The organism is Stappia sp. (assembly GCF_048268045.1).
Lineage (GTDB): Bacteria > Pseudomonadota > Alphaproteobacteria > Rhizobiales > Stappiaceae > Stappia.
The window spans coordinates 363541-379943 of sequence record NZ_JBLWWG010000002.1; the positions used below are offsets into that span (position 1 = coordinate 363541).

Genomic DNA, 16403 nt, shown 5'->3' on the forward strand with positions numbered 1-16403 from the left:
ATCAAAGACGCCGATCAGCGGCGCATGGCTTCATGGTGGCGGATCACTTCCTTGACGATGAAGGTCAGGAACTTCTCCGCGAAGTCGGGATCGAGATTGGCGTCCCTTGCCAGGGAGCGCAGACGTTCGATCTGCCTTTCCTCGCGCGCCGGATCGGCGGGCGGAAGCTGGTAATGGGCCTTGAGGACGCCCACCTTCTGGGTGCACTTGAAGCGCTCGGCCAGCATGTGCACGAGGGCCGCATCGATGTTGTCGATGGAGCCGCGCAGGCGCTGGAGCTCTTCAAGCGCATCGGATTTGGTGTCGAGCAGGGTCTCGGCGCTGTCGGTCATTTCTTCTTTCCCCCTCCAAAGCCGGGAAGGCCGCCAAGGCCCGGCATCTTGCCGAGGCCGCCGGGAAGGCCGGGCATGCCGCCGGGAAGCTGGCCGGACTGGGCAAGCTTCTCCAGCTCTTTCGGATCGATCTGGGGCATGCCGCCGCCGGCACCGCCGCCGGGCATGCCCATGCCGCCCATCATCTTGCCGAGCAGACCCTTGCCCTTGCCCATCTGCTTCATCATGTCGGCCATCTGCCGATGCATCTTGAGCAGCTTGTTGACATCGGCGACGTCGACGCCGGAGCCGGCGGCGATGCGCTTCTTGCGGCTCGCCTTGAGCAGCTCAGGCTTGCTCCGCTCGCGCGGGGTCATCGACTGGATGATCGCGACCTGGCGCTTGATCACCTTGTCGTCGAGATTGGCCGCGCCCATCTGCTTCTTCATCTTGCCGACGCCGGGCATCATGCCCATGATCCCCGACATGCCGCCGAGCTTTTCCATCTGGCGAAGCTGGTCGGCGAGGTCCTGCAGGTCGAAGATGCCCTTTTGCATCTTCGCCGCCATGCGGGCGCTCTCGGCCTGGTCGATCTCGCGGGCGGCCTTCTCGACCAGGGAAACGATGTCGCCCATGCCCAGAATGCGGTCGGCGATGCGGGAGGGATGGAATTCCTCCATCGCGTCCGACTTTTCGCCGGTGCCGACGAGCTTGACCGGCTTGCCGGTGACCGCGCGCATCGACAGGGCCGCGCCGCCGCGGCCGTCGCCGTCCATTCGCGTGAGCACGATGCCGGTGATGCCGACGCGCTCGTCGAAGGAGGTGGCGAGGTTGACCGCGTCCTGACCGGTGAGGCTGTCGGCGACGAGCAGGATCTCGTGCGGCGTCGTCGCCGCCTTGATCTCCGCCATCTCGAGCATCAGCGGCTCATCGATGTGCGTGCGGCCGGCGGTGTCGAGCATGACGATGTCGTAGCCGCCGAGGCGGGCCGCCGTCATCGCGCGGTTGGCGATCTGTACCGGGTTCTGGCCGGCGACGATCGGCAGCGTGTCGATGCCGTTCTGCTCGCCGAGCACCTTGAGCTGCTCCTGCGCCGCCGGACGGCGGGTGTCGAGCGAGGCCATCAGAACCTTGCGCTTGTCGTTCTTCGTCAGGCGCAGGGCAATCTTGGCGGTGGAGGTGGTCTTGCCCGACCCCTGCAGGCCGACCATCATGACGGCGAAGGGAGCGGGCGCGTTGAGGTCGAGCGGCTCGGCCTGCGAGCCCAGCATCTCCACGAGCTGGTCGTGGACGATCTTGACGACCTGCTGGCCGGGGGTGACCGACTTGAGCACTTCCTGACCGACGGCGCGCGAACGCACCTTGTCGGTGAAGGACTTGACGATCGGCAGCGCGACGTCGGCCTCGATCAGGGCGCGGCGAACCTCGCGCAGCGCCTCGGAGACATCGGCTTCCGACAGCGCGCCGCGCCGGGTCAGCTTGTCGAGAATGCCGCTCAGGCGATCGGACAGACTTTCGAACATGTCGCGGTCCTTGGATCCCGTCGTGTCGGCCCGGCCCCGATGACCTGGCGTCGTTGGTGTCTGACATTGGCCGGACCGGGGCCCGCCGCCGTCGCTCGGAAAAAGACGCCCATTCCGATCGCGCAAAGCGATGTGACACCCGAGGGCGCATCGCGCTGTCGGGTGTTGACCTCCGGGAACTCTTTAGACCTTCGCGGGTCCCGGTAGGCGGATCGAAATCTGGACAATCTTTCGAAATTTTCGGTGCGAGATAGGCGCATACGCCGCGTGAAGTCAAGAAAAAGCGGCGCCCGATCGCAATCCCGGTTGCCCGGTCGCCGCCGCCGTCGCCATCGCGCGGCGACGGTTGCCGTCGGACGCCGCGTGCATTCCGCTTGAATTCGGACGCGAAAAGCGGATGATGCGGCCACCGTGACCGGCACCTGTTGCGCACGGGCATAAGGCGCGCCCCGCGTATCTTGTGCCCGGGGGGAGGTCGGGAAACGTCGTTCGCACACGAGCGCCCGCGCCTTGCACAGATGGTGCGGTTCGCTTCGAGACGCAGGGATCCGGGAACCCCGTTATGGACCTGAGAGCCGTCGCGCTGCCCATCGGGCGTCTGATGATCCTGATTGCCTTCTTCATGCTAATTCCCGCCGGTGCCGATCTCATGTCGGGCAATCCGGACTGGGTCGTGTTCACCGTGTCGGCGCTCGTCGTCGGCTGCACCGGTGGCGTGGCGACGGCCGCGTTCCTGCGCGGCCAGAGCCGGTTCACCGTCCGCGAGACGCTGATTTTCGTCAACGCGGCGTGGATCACCTTCGGCATCGCCGGAGCCTTGCCGCTGTGGCTGAGCGGGCTGCAGATCTCCTTCATCGATGCGCTTTTCGAGGCGACCTCGGGCCTGACGACGACCGGCGCGACGGTGCTGAGCGGTCTCGATTCCATGCCGCCCGGCATCCTGCTGTGGCGCTCGCTGCTGCAATGGATCGGCGGCATCGGCATCGTCGTGCTCGGCATCTGGCTGCTGCCGGGGCTTCGGGTCGGCGGGTCGCAGCTCTTTTCCATCGAATCCTCGGAGACGAACTCCAAGCCCTACGGCCGTTTCGAGCCCTTCCTGATCCGCCTGCTGCTGCTCTACGGAACGCTCACCCTGTCGAGCACGCTGCTCTACTACCTCGCCGGAATGACGGCGTTCCAGGCGATCAACCACGCCATGTCGACGGTCTCGACGGGCGGCTTCTCCACGTCGGACAGCTCCATGGGGCAGTTCAACAGCCTGACGATCTACTGGATCTCCAGCGTCTTCATGCTGCTGTCGAGCCTGCCGTTCCTGTTTCTGATCAAGCTCGCGGAGCGGCGGGAGGTGCGCGACTCGCGCCAGGTGATCTTCTTCCTCGGGCTGGTCGCCGCCTTCAGCATCGGCGCCTTCATCGCCCTGCACCTGCACGACAGGGGCGATCCCTTCCACCACCTGACGCTCTCCGTCTTTCATGTGGTGTCGATCATCACGACAACGGGCTACGCCGCCGGCGATTACCTGCAATGGGGCAATCTGGCGATCGCGCTGTTCTTCCTGCTGACGTTCCTCGGCGGCTGCAGCGGCTCGACCTCGGGCGGCTTCAAGGCGTTCCGCGTGCTGCTGCTGATCAATTTCATCCGCGCGCTGCTGAAAGGCATGCTGAGCCCACACCGGGTGGTCGAGGCGCGCTACGACGGCAAGCCCGTCAGCCCGTCGATCATCGAGGGCGTGCTGGTGTTCGGGCTGCTCTACGCGGGAACATTCGCCATTTTCGCGCTGTTCTACGCGGTGGCCGGGCTCGATGTGCAGACGGCCCTCAGCGCCTCGATCACGGCGCTTGCCAATGTCGGCCCGGGCGTCGGCGACATCATCGGGCCGGCCGGCACGTTCCAGTCGCTTCCCGATGTGGTCAAGCTGCTGCTGACCTTCCAGATGATCCTGGGGCGGCTGGAAATCCTCTCCGGCATCATCCTGCTGACGCCGGATTTCTGGTCGGAACGCTAGGACGCCGGCTTACGGCCTCGGACGGGTGCCGAAGATCGCCGAGCCGACGCGCACATGCGTCGCGCCGAACTGCACGGCGCTTTCGAAGTCCGCCGACATGCCCATCGACAGGCCCTGAAGACCGTTGCGCGCGGCGATCTTCGCCAGCAGCGCGAAATGCGGCGCGGCGACCTCATCCGCCGGCGGGATGCACATGAGGCCGGCGATGTCGAGGCCGAGCCCGTCGCGGCACAGGGCGATGAAGGCGTCCGCCTCGCCCGGCGCGACGCCTGCCTTCTGTGGCTCCTCGCCAGTGTTCACCTGGATGAAGAAGCGCGGATTGCGGCCCTGCGCCTCGCATTCGGCCTTCAGCGCGCGGGCGATCTTCTCCCGGTCGATCGTGTGGATCACGTCGAAGAGGGCGACCGCCTCCTTCGCCTTGTTGGACTGGAGCGGGCCGATCAGGTGAAGCTCCACGCCGTCGAACTCCTCGCGCAACTGCGGCCACTTGCGCTGCGCTTCCTGAACGCGGTTCTCGCCGAAGACGCGCTGACCGGCGGCGAGAACCGGGCGAATCGCCTCCGGTTCGAAGGTCTTGGACACGGCGATCAGCGTCGCCGATCCCGCGCTACGCCCGGCCTCGCGCTCTGCTGTGGCGAGCGCCTCCCGGATCTCCGCCAGATGCGCGACGGCGTCGTCGTCTGCGGCCGGGCGGTTCGGATCGTCGGCGGAATGGATCGCGTTCATTGGAAGACCTCGACAGGGTTCGCGCGGGGGCTAAGGGAACGTGCCGTTCCACCTTCCCCGATACCCCCATCCCGGTCGCAGGGGCAAGGGGGCGGGCGGATCCGGAGGTTACGGGCGACGCGCGCGGCACGGGCCTTGCAGGCGGCGGGTGCCTTGCAGGTTGACCCGGGGCCGGATTTCTGGTGACAGTCGCGCCACGTCTATCCCGCAATGGTCACGAGAAAAGCAACCACAATCATGGCGACGGAGCGATACAACGCCCGCGAGGCGGAAAGCCGCTGGCAGAAGGTCTGGGACGAAGCCGGGGTGTTCTCCACCTCGAACGACGATCCGCGGCCGAAATACTATGTGCTTGAGATGTTCCCCTATCCGTCGGGGCGCATCCACATGGGGCATGTGCGCAACTACGCCATGGGCGATGTCGTGGCCCGCTACAAGCGGGCCCGCGGCTTCAACGTGCTGCATCCGATGGGCTGGGACGCCTTCGGCATGCCGGCCGAGAATGCCGCCATGCAGAACAAGGTGCACCCGCGCGACTGGACCTACGAGAACATCGCGACCATGCGCGGCCAGCTCAAGATCATGGGCCTGTCGCTTGACTGGAACCGTGAATTCGCGACCTGCGACGTGGAGTATTACACCCAGCAGCAGCACCTGTTCCTCGATCTGCTTGAGGCCGGGCTCGCCTATCGCAAGAATTCCAAGGTCAACTGGGATCCGGTCGACATGACCGTGCTCGCCAACGAGCAGGTGATCGACGGGCGCGGCTGGCGCTCCGGCGCGCTCGTCGAGCAGCGCGCGCTGACCCAATGGTTCTTCAAGATCTCCGAATGGTCGGAAGAGCTGCTGACAGCGCTCGACGACCTCGATCGCTGGCCGGAGAAGGTCCGGTTGATGCAGAAGAACTGGATCGGCCGCTCCGAGGGGCTGCGCGTGCGCTTTGCCTTCACGCAGGCCGCACCGACCGGCGACACGACGCTGGAGATCTTCACCACCCGGCCGGACACGCTGTTCGGCGCGTCCTTCATGGGCCTGTCGCCGGATCACCCGATCTCGGCGAAGCTGGCCGAGGACAATCCGAAGATCGCCACCTTCATCGAGGAGTGCCGGCGCATCGGCACCTCGGCCGAGGCCATCGAGACGGCCGAGAAGGCCGGTGTCGATACCGGGCTGCGTGTGACCCATCCGCTCGATCCTTCCATCGAGTTGCCGGTCTATGTCGCCAACTTCATTCTGATGGATTATGGCACGGGCGCCATCTTCGGCTGCCCGGCGCATGACCAGCGCGATCTCGACTTTGCCCGCAAGTATGGGCTGCCGGTGCGTCCGGTGGTGCTGCCGACGGGGGCGGATCCGGCGACCTTCGAGGTCGGCGAAGAGGCCTTCACCGGAGAGGGCACCATCTACAAGTCGTCCTTCATGGACGGGCTCTCCATCGCCGAGGCGAAGGAGGCCGTTGCCGCGCGCCTCGAGGCGCGGGAGATCGACGGCGCGCCGCAGGCCGCACGCCAGGTGAACTACCGGCTGCGCGACTGGGGCATCTCGCGCCAGCGCTACTGGGGCTGCCCGATCCCGGTCATCCACTGCGACGACTGTGGCGTCGTGCCGGTGCCGGTCGCCGACCTGCCCGTCCGCCTGCCCGACGACATCGACTTCGAGAAGCCGGGCAATCCGCTCGACCGTCATCCGACCTGGCGCAACGTGGCCTGCCCGAACTGCGGCAAGCCGGGGCGGCGCGAGACGGACACGATGGACACCTTCGTGGACTCGTCCTGGTACTTCGTCCGCTTCACCGACCCGAAGGCGGCGACGCCGACCGACAAGGCGGTTGCCGACGCCTGGTTGCCCGTCGACCAGTATATCGGCGGCATCGAACACGCGATCCTGCATCTTCTCTATTCGCGTTTCTTCGCGCGGGCGATGAGCGTGACCGGGCATCTCGGCGTCAAGGAGCCGTTCAAGGGGCTCTTCACGCAGGGCATGGTCACCCACGAGACCTATCGCACGACAGGCGGCGCATGGGCGTCGCCGGCTGAGGTGCGCATCGAGAGCGAAGGCGAGGAGCGGCACGCCGTTCTTGCCGCCGACGGCTCGCCGGTGACCATCGGCTCCATCGAGAAGATGTCGAAGTCCAAGCGCAACACGGTCGATCCGACGGACATCATCGAGACCTATGGCGCCGATACGGCGCGCTGGTTCATGCTCTCCGACAGCCCGCCGGAGCGCGATGTGCAGTGGACCGAGGATGGTGTGCAGGGCGCCTGGCGCTTCATGCAGCGTGTCTGGCGCCTGCTTGCCGAGATCGCCGAGGCGGTGCCGACGGCGGAACGTCCGGCGACCATCGGCGCGGAGGCAAGCGCCTTGCGCCGCGCGACGCACAAGTCCTGTGCGGCGATCTCCTCGGATATCGAGGCGCTTTCCTTCAACCGGGCGGTGGCGCGTCTCTACGAGCTCGTCAACACGCTGTCGAAGGCGTTCCAGGGCGGGACGCAGGACGATGACATGGCCTTCGCCGTGCGCGAATGCGCGCTCTTCCTGGCCAAGATGATGGCGCCGATGACGCCGCATCTGGCGGAGGAATGCTGGGTTGCGCTGGGCGGCGAGGGGCTGCTGGCAACGGCCGGATGGCCGGAGGTCGACGAGACGCTGCTGGTCGAGGCGAGCATCACCCTGCCAGTGCAGATCAACGGCAAGAAGCGCGCCGACATCACCGTCGCACGCGAGGCTTCCAAAGAGGAGGTCGAAGCGGCTACGCTGCAGCTTGAGGCGGTGCAGCGTGCGCTCGAGGGCAAGCCGGTGCGCAAGATCATCGTCGTTCCGCAGAGGATCGTGAATGTCGTCGTCTGATCTCGCTTCCCGTCGCCTGGCGCGACATGTCGCGCTGTCGGCGCTTGTCGTCGCCGCGCTCGCGCTTGGCGGCTGCCAGGTGCGTCCGCTCTACGGCACCTTGTCGATGCCGGCGGGATCGCCGGCGCTGGTGCAAGAGCTCGCCGCCATCGACATCGACCCTGTCGAGACGGCCTCCGACGAGGATCTCGACCGGGTCGGTCAGGTGCTGCGCAACGAGCTGATCTTCGGCTTCACGCGCGGTCGCGAGGCGGCACCGACCCGCTACCGGCTGAAGATCCTGATCGACCGTCCTCTCAACGAGATCGGTGTCGAGCGCCTTGCCGACGTTCCCTCGGCCTATACGGTCACGGTGAACGCGAGCTACGTGCTGAGCGATGCCGCGACGGGCAAGACGCTGAAGACCGGCAAGGCCTTCGGCTCGGCGTCCTTCGACTTCTCCAGCCAGCGTTTCGCCAACCTGCGGGCCCAGCGCGACGCGGAGAACCGGGCGGCCAAGATGGTCGCCGGCGATCTGCAGACACGGCTCGCGGGCTTTTTCGCCACGCGCGGCTGACCGCTCATGGTGGCCCTGAAGGCGGCTGAGGTCGAACGCTTCGTCGCCAGTCCACCGGCGGACGTGCCGCTCGTTCTCGTGTTCGGCCCGGATGTCGGGCTGGTCTCGGAACGTGCCCGCATGCTTGTCGACGCCGCTTCCGGGGGCGTCGACGATCCGTTCTCGCTGGTCAAGCTGGACGGCGGCGACGTTGTCTCCGATCCTGCACGGCTGATCGACGAGGTCATGACGGTGCCGCTGTTCGGCGGCCGCCGTGTCGTGTGGGTGCGCGACGGCGCCGGGCGCAACCTGTCGCCTGCCGTGGACCCTCTGCTTGGCGCCATCGATCCGCAAACCGCCTTTGTCGTCATCGAAGCTGGCGACCTGAAGAAGGGCGTCGGCCTGCGCAAGAAGGTCGAGAGCGACCGCAAGGCGGTGGCCATCGCCTGCTATGCCGATGCCGAGCGCGATCTGGAGCGGGTGATCGACCTGGAGCTGCGCGAGGCCGGACTTTCGATCTCCCGCGAGGCGCGCCAGGCGCTGATGGGGCTTCTGGGCGCCGACCGGCTGGCAAGCCGCGGCGAGGTGCGCAAGCTCTGCCTTTATGCCCACGGACGGGAGCGCATCGAGGCCGCCGACGTCGAGGCGATCATCGGCGACGCCTCCGCCTTCGCGGTCGACGAACTGATCGACGCCGCCGCCCTCGGCGATCTGGTCACGCTCGACCACGGGCTCGAGCGACTGGAGGCGACCGGGCAGCGCGTCGACGTGATCGCCGGCTCGGCGCTGCGCCATTTCCAGTTTCTGGCCCGCGGGCGGGCCGCGGTCGACCGGGGGCAGTCGCCCTCCCAGGTGGTCGATGGCGCCCGGCCGCCGGTCTTCTACAAGCGCAAGGACATGATCTCCCGGCAGCTCGGACTGTGGTCGGGAGAGGATCTGGCGCGCGCCGGCGAGCGGCTGGGGCGCGTGGTGGCCGATGCCCGTCAGTCGCCGGCGCTTGCCGCCGCGCTTGTCGGCGACGTGCTGCTCACGCTTGCGCGGGTCGCGCGGTCGCGTGCCCGCGGCGCGCGGCGCTGAAAATCGCCTGCGCGCCTTATTCCGGCGCGTCTTCTCCCTGATAGAGCTTGCGCGTCACGCGCATGATCGGGCCGCCGTGGCGGTGCACCGGCCGTTCCGTTCTGGGATTGACGCTGGAGACGGCACGCTCGGGATACTGGCCATGGACCCGGTGCCGGTCGTAGAGGACGATGGCGCCGGCGACCGCGATGTTCAGGCAGAACTTGGTCGGGATCTTGATGATGTGCGAGCAGGCGGCCTGCATGCGGGGCGACAGCGATCCGCGCTCGGGGCCCAGTACATAGGCGGCCTGGAGCGGGTGCATGAAACTCGGCAGGTCAACCGCGTCCCTGGTCAGCTCGACGCCGACGAGCTGGCAGCCGTGCGGCAGGTCCATGGCGTCGATGCTCGGCCAGTGGAACAGCGGCAGGTGGCCTGAGCTCTTGGAGGTGTCGGAGGGCGGTGCCTTGCGGATGCGGTCATGGGCATCGATGGTGAAGAAGAAATTTGCGCCGAAGGCGTGTGCCGAGCGCATCAGGTTGCCGAGGTTCATCGGCTTGGAGATGCCTTCGGCACCGACGGCGAAGTAACCGCGCATTTCACCTGCCCTGTCTTGAGAATGGATGCTCGGGGCATACCCCCGCAAAGCCGCCAAGGCAAGCGATGGGGCTTTCACGAACTTTTAACCATGATGGCGATGTGCTAGGCACTTTTACGGGGTCTGTTTGCGCCACTCCGGCGTATTGCCCATTGGGGGATACAGGATTGAAAGCCGTTCTTTGCGAACGTCTGGGACCGCCGGAAGATCTCGTGATTGCCGAGATCGCCCGTCCGGAGCCTGGACCCGGTGAGGTGCTTGTCGCGGTTGGCGCGGCGGCCCTCAACTTCTTCGATACCTTGATATTGCAGGGGAAATACCAGTTTCGGCCGGAGCTGCCATTCTCGCCGGGCGCCGAGTTCGCCGGACGGGTCTTGGCCATCGGCGAGGGGGTGGAGCTCTTCGAGCCGGGCGATCGGGTAATGGGCTACGTCAAGTGGGGCGCGGTGCGCGAGGCGGTGATTGCCTCGGAGGAGGATCTGGTCGCGCTGCCCGAGGGGGTTGCCGATGAGGTCGCGGCCGGATTGACCGTCACCTACGGCACGGCGCTGCATGCCTTTCGCGACCGCGCGCGGCTCGAGCCGGGCGAGACGGTCGCGGTGCTCGGGGCGTCGGGTGGCACCGGCCTTGCCGCCGTGGAGATCGCCAAGGCAATGGGCGCGCGCGTCATCGCCTGCGCCTCCAGCGCGGAAAAGCTGGCGCTGGCGAAGGCGCACGGCGCGGACGAACTGGTCAACTACGAGGAAGAGGACCTGAAGCAGCGGCTGAAGGCGCTCACCCATGGCTGCGGCGTCGATGTGGTCTACGATCCCGTCGGCGGGACCCATGCCGAGGCGGCGCTGCGGGCGACCGGCTGGCGGGGGCGCTATCTCGTGATCGGCTTCGCCGCCGGCGAAATCCCGAAACTGCCGCTCAATCTTTTGCTCCTCAAGGGCTGCGATGTGCTTGGCGTTTTCTGGAGCGAGGCGATTGTGCGTGAGCCCGAGGACCATCGCGACGGCATGGCCCAACTGCTCGAATGGGTGGCGCAGGGCAGCGTCGTTCCGCATGTCGACGGCATCTACCCGCTTGAGGAGACGCCGGCCGCGCTGCGCCGCATTGCCGACAGGCAGGCGAAGGGCAAGGTGATCATCCGCCCCTGAGGGCGAGGCGCGAAGAACGAGGGACGCCGGGCGGCTTCGGCCCGGCGTCGGTCTCACGCCTCGAGGCGCACCAGAACGGGGGCGTGGTCGGAAGGCTTCTCCCAGCCGCGTGCGTCGCGCAGGACCTCCATGCGGGTGGCCGCGCCGGCGAGTTCCGGGCTTGCCCAGACGTGATCGAGGCGTCGCCCCTTGTCGGCGGCGGACCAGTCGCGGGCGCGGTAGCTCCACCACGTGTAGAGCTTCTCCTCGATCGGGACGAAGCGCCGCATCACGTCGTCAAGCCCTGCCGCGTGGCGCACCGCCTCGAGCTTCTCGCATTCGAGCGGCGTGTGGCTGACCACCTTCAGCAGCTTCTTGTGCGACCACACGTCCTCCTCATAGGGGGCGACGTTCAGGTCGCCTACGACGATGCGCGGGCCGGTTTCGGCGGCGAAACGCTCCGCCATCTCGTCGAGGAAGGCGAGCTTGTGGGCGAACTTGTCGTTGATCGCGGGATCGGGCTCGTCGCCGCCTGCGGGAACATAGAAATTGTGCAGCGCGAAGCGGTTGCCGGCGAACTCGATGCCGGTGACGAGATGCCGGCTGTCGCCCTTGGCGCAATAGTCGACGCGGGCCTCGTCCGTGAACGGACGGCGGGAGAGCGTCGCCACCCCGTGATATCCCTTCTGCCCGTTCAGCGCGATGTGCTCGTAGCCAAGCTTGCGCAGCGGCGAGAGCGGGAAATTCCCGTCAGGGCATTTGGTTTCCTGCAGGCAGATCACGTCCGGAGCATGCTCCAGGATGAGCTTCTCGACGATCGGCAGCCGCAGGCGCACCGAGTTGATGTTCCAGGTGGCGATCGTCAGGCGGTCGGTCATGGCGGGCTCGCGAACTGCACGGGGGAGACGGGTGAACAGGCTGTCAGGCTGGAATGCCAGCAAAGCGGCGGCGGGGCAAGGGCCGAGCGGGTCGGCGACGGCATCACCTTGCAAGGGGCTGTTCGCAGCCCGGCCGCGCGGGACCTCCGCTGCGGGGAGATCACATTTGCGTGACCGCTTCCGCGGACTTTTCCGTCTCCGCATTTCCGCTGCGGTTCATTGGTAAGCGCTTCCTTAACGGTTTGCCCATACGGTGCGGCGCAGTTGAGGGGGCCGGACCGAAGAGAGAGCGATGTCCACGCGCGTGTTGAGCCTGATTTGCAGTCTGTTCCTAACGGCATGCACGGCATTCGACTTTCCCGATCCAACGCCGGAGGATTTCGCAATCCACGGCATCGATGTATCGCGCTATCAGGGCGACATCGACTGGAACCGGGTAAGGCAGGCCGGCACCGAGTTCGCCTGGATCAAGGCGACCGAGGGCGGCGACTACGTCGATCCGGAGTTCATGACCAACTGGCTGAAGGCGAAGGCCGCCGGCGTTCCGCGCGGTGCCTATCACTTCTATTATTTCTGCCGTCCGGTCGAAGAGCAGATTTCCTGGTTCATCCAGAATGTGCCGGTCGATCCCGACGCCTTGCCGCCGGTGCTCGACATGGAGTGGAACGCGCACTCCAAGACCTGCCGCGAGCGCCCGCCGCGCGAGTCGGTCATTCGCGACATGCGCCATTTCCTGGAGGCGGTCGAGGCGCACTATGGCAAGCGTCCGGTGATCTACTCGTCCGTAGACTTTCACCGCGACCGGCTTGTCGGTGCCAAGCACGGCTATGACTTCTGGCTGCGCTCGGTTGCAAGCCATCCGGACCGGAAATACGAGAAACGCACGAACTGGGTGTTCTGGCAGTATACCGCGACCGGTCGGGTGGACGGCGTCGCCGGCAATGTCGACCGCAATGTCTTCTACGGGTCCCGCTCGCAGTGGCGCGACTGGCTGAAGGGCAAGCGCGAGCGCTGAGCCGAGCCTTGGTTGGGGATCCTTTCCTCAGGCATCCCCAGGCAGGGGCCGTGCGGGCCAGAAGAGCCTTGTGCAGGTCGCCGGCTTCGGCGTACTTCTCAAGGCATGAGTCTAGCCCGGGATATGGATCTCCTGCGTCAGGTACCACTGCTCTCCGAGTTCCCGGACGAGCAGTTGCGGCTGCTCGCCTTCTCGGCCGAGAATGTGTCCTTTCGCGATGGAGAAGTGCTGTTCATCGCCGGCGAGCGCGCCGACGCCGGACTGGTCATTGCCAGCGGCGCGGTGAGGCTGGAGACCGATGAGGAGGGCGTGAAGGCCGCCACCTATGGTCCCGGCAGCCTGATCGGTGAAACGGCTCTGCTCGTCGAAACGCGCCGCCCGGCCCGTGCCGTGGCAAGCGGGGCGACCGAGGTGATCCGCATCCGTCGGGCGCTGTTCAAGCGCATGCTGCAGGAGTTTCCCGACATCGCTCGCCGGCTTTTCGATGCGCGCGCGGCCGAATTCCGCAAGACCGTCGGTGCGTTGGGGCGTGTCGGCACGGTTCTCGAGCAGATCGAGCGCGAAAGCCTCGAGATCCGCGCGGCGCGCGATCTGCGGAATGCTGCGGACACCGACACCGTCGGCTGAAGCCGGTCATTTCCTCCGTCTCTCTTGCCATCCTCGCGGACACCGGGCCGCCAGCCCGCTGAACGCAATCGGGGCGAAAGCCTTGCGGCCTCCGCCCCGACAGGCGTTGCCGGCAGGTGCGTCAGACCAGTTTCAGCTCGACCGGAATGTTGCCGCGGGTGGCGTGGGAATACGGGCAGACGACATCGGCCTTGTCGACCAGATCCCTTGCGGCATCCGGCTCCATTCCCGGCAGGGAGATGTTGAGCGTCACGGCGATGCCGAAGCCGGTGCCGTCCTCGCGCGGTCCGATGCCGACGTCTGCGGCAATCGAAAGATCCGCGGGAAGCTTGATCTTCTCCTTGCCGGCGACGGCCTTCATCGCGCCGATGAAGCAGGCGGAATAGCCGGCGGCAAAGAGCTGCTCGGGATTGGTGCCCTGTCCGCCGTCGCCGCCCAGTTCCTTCGGCGTCGAGAGCGTCAGGTCGAGCCGACCGTCGTCGGACTTCGCCGTGCCGGTGCGGCCGCCGGTGGCGGAGGCGTGAGCTGTGTAGAGAATGGCCATGTCGGTCTCCTTTTCCGTCCGTTCAGTCAAATTCGCGGGTGCCCCGAAGCCTGATGCAGTCGGCGTGGGATCGCCCGTTTGTCACAAATAGATAGTGCGAAATTGAATTTTGTACAATATAATTATTTGCAAGAAACTTGACACACAGTCCCGCAGTGGGGATGCAGCAGCATGTGAGAGCGGGCGTTCAACGCCCATATGGCGCGGCTGCGCTCGAGGGAAAGACCGGGTCGACGCGCAAGAAAGGTCCGAGATGGAACAGGATCGGGACGAAACACCAGGGTTTGGAGACGCTGACGAGCCGCTTCGGCTTTCGCGACAGCTTTGCTTCGCGCTCAATTCCGCGACACTGGCACTCGGCCGCGTCTACCAGGGAGTGCTGGCTCCGCTGGGGCTCACCTACACACAGTATCTGGTGATGCTTGTGCTGTGGGAGCGCGGCGAGACATCGGTGAAAGGTCTTGGCGAGGCCCTCTTTCTCGATTCCGGCACGCTGACGCCGCTGCTCAAGCGGCTGGAGGCGGCGGGCCTCGTCCTGCGTCGCCGCGATACGGCCGATGAACGACGGGTTCTGGTGAGCGTGAGCGAGGAAGGGGCCAGGCTGAAGCTCCAGGCGCGCGGCGTGCCGGAACGCATCGCTTCGGCCTGCATGGCATCGGGTGTCGATCTCGCCCGCTTCAAGGAAGACCTTGAAGCCTTGAGGGCTGCTTTGAACACGACACAGGCAAACGGACCGCGGGCTGTGCCGTGATGTTGCGAAACTGCAACATATTCTCACAAATGCCATAGGGACGGTCCCGGATCCAGAGCCTGCGCGGGCCAGAGGCGCCGGCGCGACAGGCCAAGGGAATCAAGGACTAAACATGAGTATTTTGCACATGTTTATCCCTATAGTTTTGAATGCCTCTAAATCATTGCCATTGCGGCGAATTTTGACATCGTCTAGGGCGCGTATGTGGCGGCGCATGGGGCGTGCCGGAGCCGGCAGTGAATTTTGTGAAACGGTTGCAGCTTGCAAATCTGATCGGCGCCTTCGTGAAGGCGCGTCCGCGCCTTGAGGCCGTCGCCCAGGCGCGCATCGGCAGCCGGGCGATTGCCGAGGACCTGATGCAGGATGTCTGGCTTCGCCTCGAGGCGGCTTCTCTCGATGCCCCGATCGAAAACCCGGTGGGCTTCGTCACGCGGGTTGCGCGCAACACGGTCACGGATCATCTGCGCAAGGAACGCCGCCGGGGGGAGATCGATACGGAGCTTTCCCAGGTGTTGTGGGAAGGGGCGGAAGAGATCTCGCCCGAACGGACGCTGATCGCCCGCCAGCGCCTTCATGCCGTGTGCCTGGCGCTCGACAACCTGCCCGAGAAGACGCGGCGCATCTTTCTGATGAACCGGATCGAGCATATCTCGCACCGCAAGATCGCGGAGAAGCTGGGCATCAGCGACGAGGCGGTCTACTACCACATCCGCCGGGCGCTGGAGCGGCTCGCCAAGGTGCGCGATACGTTCGACGAATAATCCTGGCCGACGTGATTAGGCACCGCGCGCCGTGACCCGTCTATAAGGTAGCAGGGCGCGCGAGCGAGCGCCCACTTGTTTGGGAAGTGGCACCGACGAGATGTTCGAGCCCGTGACACCATCGGACAGCGACCGCCGTGCGGCGCTGGAAGCGCGCGACTGGATTGTGCGGCTGACGTCCGGCAAGGTCGACGCACAGGACATGGCCCGCTTCAAGGCGTGGCGCGACGCGGCTCCCGCGCATCGGGTGGCGTTCGAGCGCGAGCGCGATTTCTGGCAGGAGCTCCAGGTTCTGGAGAGGCGGGCCGGGGTGCGCCGAGGCGCCATTCCAGCAGCGCCCTTGCGCGACGCGCGGCTTGGCAGGCGGGCATTTCTCGCCGGAAGCGGCGCTCTCGCGGCTGCCGCCGTCGGTCTCCTCGCCGCACCGAGGCTCGAGGTGTGGTGGAACGCCGATCTCGCGACCGCCGTCGGCGAGCAGGCGGAGTTTTCCCTGCCCGACGGGTCGACCGTCCTTCTCAACACCGACAGCGCGCTTGCGCTTGATTTCCAGGGGGGCGCGCGCCGCGTCGCGCTGCTGCGCGGAGAAGCGGAGTTTCGGATCGCCGGCGCTTCCGAAGGTCCCTTCCAGGTCGCCTCGCTTGGCGGGGAAAGCGAGACGCTCGCCGCTCTCTTCACGGTGAAGGAACTCGCGGGCGACACGATTGTTTCCGTGAGCGAGGGGTGGGTGCACGTCAGCGGGTCACGCCGTTCCTCCGATCTGGCGGGCGCTGCGTCCGTCGCGGTCGGGGCCGAGCAGCAGACGCGCTACGCGCACGGGGAGTGGCCGCGGCCGGCGGTCCCCGTCGACATGGATGCGGTTCTTGCGTGGCGCTCGGGGCGCCTGATCTTCGAGGGACAGTCCTTCGGTACGGCGGTCGCGGAGATCGCGCGCTATCTGCCGGAGCGGGTTGTCGTTGCGCCCACGGTGGCGCAGGACATTCCCGTCAGCGCGGTGGTCTCCACCGGCGAACCGCTCGTCGCCCTGCGTACGCTCGCCGGAACGATGGGCCTGTCGACCAGCCGTGTTCCGGGCGTCCTCATCCTGCTCTCCTGATCGGTTCCGCGA

The 16403-nt window shown here is 66.4% G+C and carries 16 protein-coding genes; 10 read left to right on the forward strand and 6 right to left on the reverse strand.

Going from position 1 to position 16403, the window contains the following annotated elements:
• Positions 1–14 precede the first annotated feature (14 nt).
• On the reverse strand, positions 15–332 hold the full coding sequence (locus ACN0WF_RS04265) for a chorismate mutase (protein WP_417771538.1): 318 nt from the start codon (positions 330–332) through the stop codon (positions 15–17).
• The gene (gene ffh / locus ACN0WF_RS04270) at positions 329–1834 is read right to left on the reverse strand and encodes a signal recognition particle protein (RefSeq protein WP_417771539.1); all 1506 of its coding nucleotides are present in this window, start codon (positions 1832–1834) and stop codon (positions 329–331) included. Before ffh ends, ACN0WF_RS04265 begins: the two co-directional genes overlap by 4 nt.
• 562 nt (positions 1835–2396) lie before the next feature.
• On the opposite strand from ffh, the gene ACN0WF_RS04275 reads away from it, so the two are divergent.
• A complete protein-coding gene (locus ACN0WF_RS04275) occupies positions 2397–3839 on the forward strand; it encodes a TrkH family potassium uptake protein (protein ID WP_417771540.1) in 1443 nt (480 codons plus the stop codon).
• A 9-nt stretch (positions 3840–3848) separates the two neighbouring features.
• On the opposite strand, the gene ACN0WF_RS04280 is transcribed toward ACN0WF_RS04275, so the two are convergent.
• The gene (locus ACN0WF_RS04280) at positions 3849–4565 is read right to left on the reverse strand and encodes a YggS family pyridoxal phosphate-dependent enzyme (protein ID WP_417771541.1); all 717 of its coding nucleotides are present in this window, start codon (positions 4563–4565) and stop codon (positions 3849–3851) included.
• Positions 4566–4802: 237 nt separating this feature from the next.
• Between ACN0WF_RS04280 and leuS the strand changes: the two genes are divergently transcribed.
• The 3 genes from leuS to holA are packed head-to-tail and all read left to right on the forward strand — an operon-like array spanning position 4803 to position 9024.
• The gene (gene leuS, locus ACN0WF_RS04285) at positions 4803–7412 is read left to right on the forward strand and encodes a leucine--tRNA ligase (RefSeq protein WP_417771542.1); all 2610 of its coding nucleotides are present in this window, start codon (positions 4803–4805) and stop codon (positions 7410–7412) included.
• Positions 7399–7968: an LPS assembly lipoprotein LptE gene (gene lptE, locus ACN0WF_RS04290; protein ID WP_417771543.1), complete on the forward strand. Its 570-nt coding sequence runs from the start codon at positions 7399–7401 to the stop codon at positions 7966–7968. Before leuS ends, lptE begins: the two co-directional genes overlap by 14 nt.
• A 6-nt stretch (positions 7969–7974) precedes the next feature.
• Positions 7975–9024: a DNA polymerase III subunit delta gene (holA, locus tag ACN0WF_RS04295; RefSeq protein ID WP_417771544.1), complete on the forward strand. Its 1050-nt coding sequence runs from the start codon at positions 7975–7977 to the stop codon at positions 9022–9024.
• A 16-nt stretch (positions 9025–9040) separates the two neighbouring features.
• On the opposite strand, the gene ACN0WF_RS04300 is transcribed toward holA, so the two are convergent.
• Positions 9041–9601: an RNA methyltransferase gene (locus ACN0WF_RS04300; protein WP_417771545.1), complete on the reverse strand. Its 561-nt coding sequence runs from the start codon at positions 9599–9601 to the stop codon at positions 9041–9043.
• 167 nt (positions 9602–9768) lie between these two features.
• Here ACN0WF_RS04300 and ACN0WF_RS04305 point away from each other — a divergent pair, with 167 nt between their 5' ends.
• The gene (locus tag ACN0WF_RS04305) at positions 9769–10743 is read left to right on the forward strand and encodes an NADPH:quinone oxidoreductase family protein (RefSeq protein ID WP_417771546.1); all 975 of its coding nucleotides are present in this window, start codon (positions 9769–9771) and stop codon (positions 10741–10743) included.
• A 53-nt stretch (positions 10744–10796) separates the two neighbouring features.
• Here ACN0WF_RS04305 and ACN0WF_RS04310 read toward each other — a convergent pair whose 3' ends face one another.
• Entirely contained in the window at positions 10797–11600 is an 804-nt protein-coding gene (locus ACN0WF_RS04310; protein WP_417771547.1) for an exodeoxyribonuclease III, read from the reverse strand.
• Between the two features lie 292 nt (positions 11601–11892).
• Between ACN0WF_RS04310 and ACN0WF_RS04315 the strand changes: the two genes are divergently transcribed.
• Positions 11893–12615 carry a GH25 family lysozyme gene (locus ACN0WF_RS04315; protein WP_417771548.1) on the forward strand — a complete coding sequence of 241 codons (723 nt, stop codon included), beginning with the start codon at positions 11893–11895 and terminating at the stop codon, positions 12613–12615.
• A 123-nt stretch (positions 12616–12738) separates the two neighbouring features.
• The gene (locus ACN0WF_RS04320; RefSeq protein WP_417771549.1) at positions 12739–13242 is read left to right on the forward strand and encodes a cyclic nucleotide-binding domain-containing protein; all 504 of its coding nucleotides are present in this window, start codon (positions 12739–12741) and stop codon (positions 13240–13242) included.
• A gap of 121 nt (positions 13243–13363) precedes the next feature.
• Here ACN0WF_RS04320 and ACN0WF_RS04325 read toward each other — a convergent pair whose 3' ends face one another.
• Complete coding sequence (locus ACN0WF_RS04325; RefSeq protein WP_417771550.1) at positions 13364–13786, reverse strand: organic hydroperoxide resistance protein; 423 nt, start codon at positions 13784–13786, stop codon at positions 13364–13366.
• Positions 13787–14039: 253 nt separating this feature from the next.
• On the opposite strand from ACN0WF_RS04325, the gene ACN0WF_RS04330 reads away from it, so the two are divergent.
• The 3 genes from ACN0WF_RS04330 (at position 14040) to ACN0WF_RS04340 (ending at position 16391) form a co-directional block, all read left to right on the forward strand.
• A complete protein-coding gene (locus ACN0WF_RS04330; protein ID WP_417771551.1) occupies positions 14040–14537 on the forward strand; it encodes a MarR family winged helix-turn-helix transcriptional regulator in 498 nt (165 codons plus the stop codon).
• 236 nt (positions 14538–14773) lie between these two features.
• Positions 14774–15298 (forward strand): RNA polymerase sigma factor, encoded by a 525-nt coding sequence (locus tag ACN0WF_RS04335; protein ID WP_417771552.1) that lies wholly within the window; start codon positions 14774–14776, stop codon positions 15296–15298.
• Between the two features lie 112 nt (positions 15299–15410).
• The gene (locus ACN0WF_RS04340; protein ID WP_417771553.1) at positions 15411–16391 is read left to right on the forward strand and encodes a FecR family protein; all 981 of its coding nucleotides are present in this window, start codon (positions 15411–15413) and stop codon (positions 16389–16391) included.
• The last annotated feature ends 12 nt before the right edge of the window (positions 16392–16403 follow it).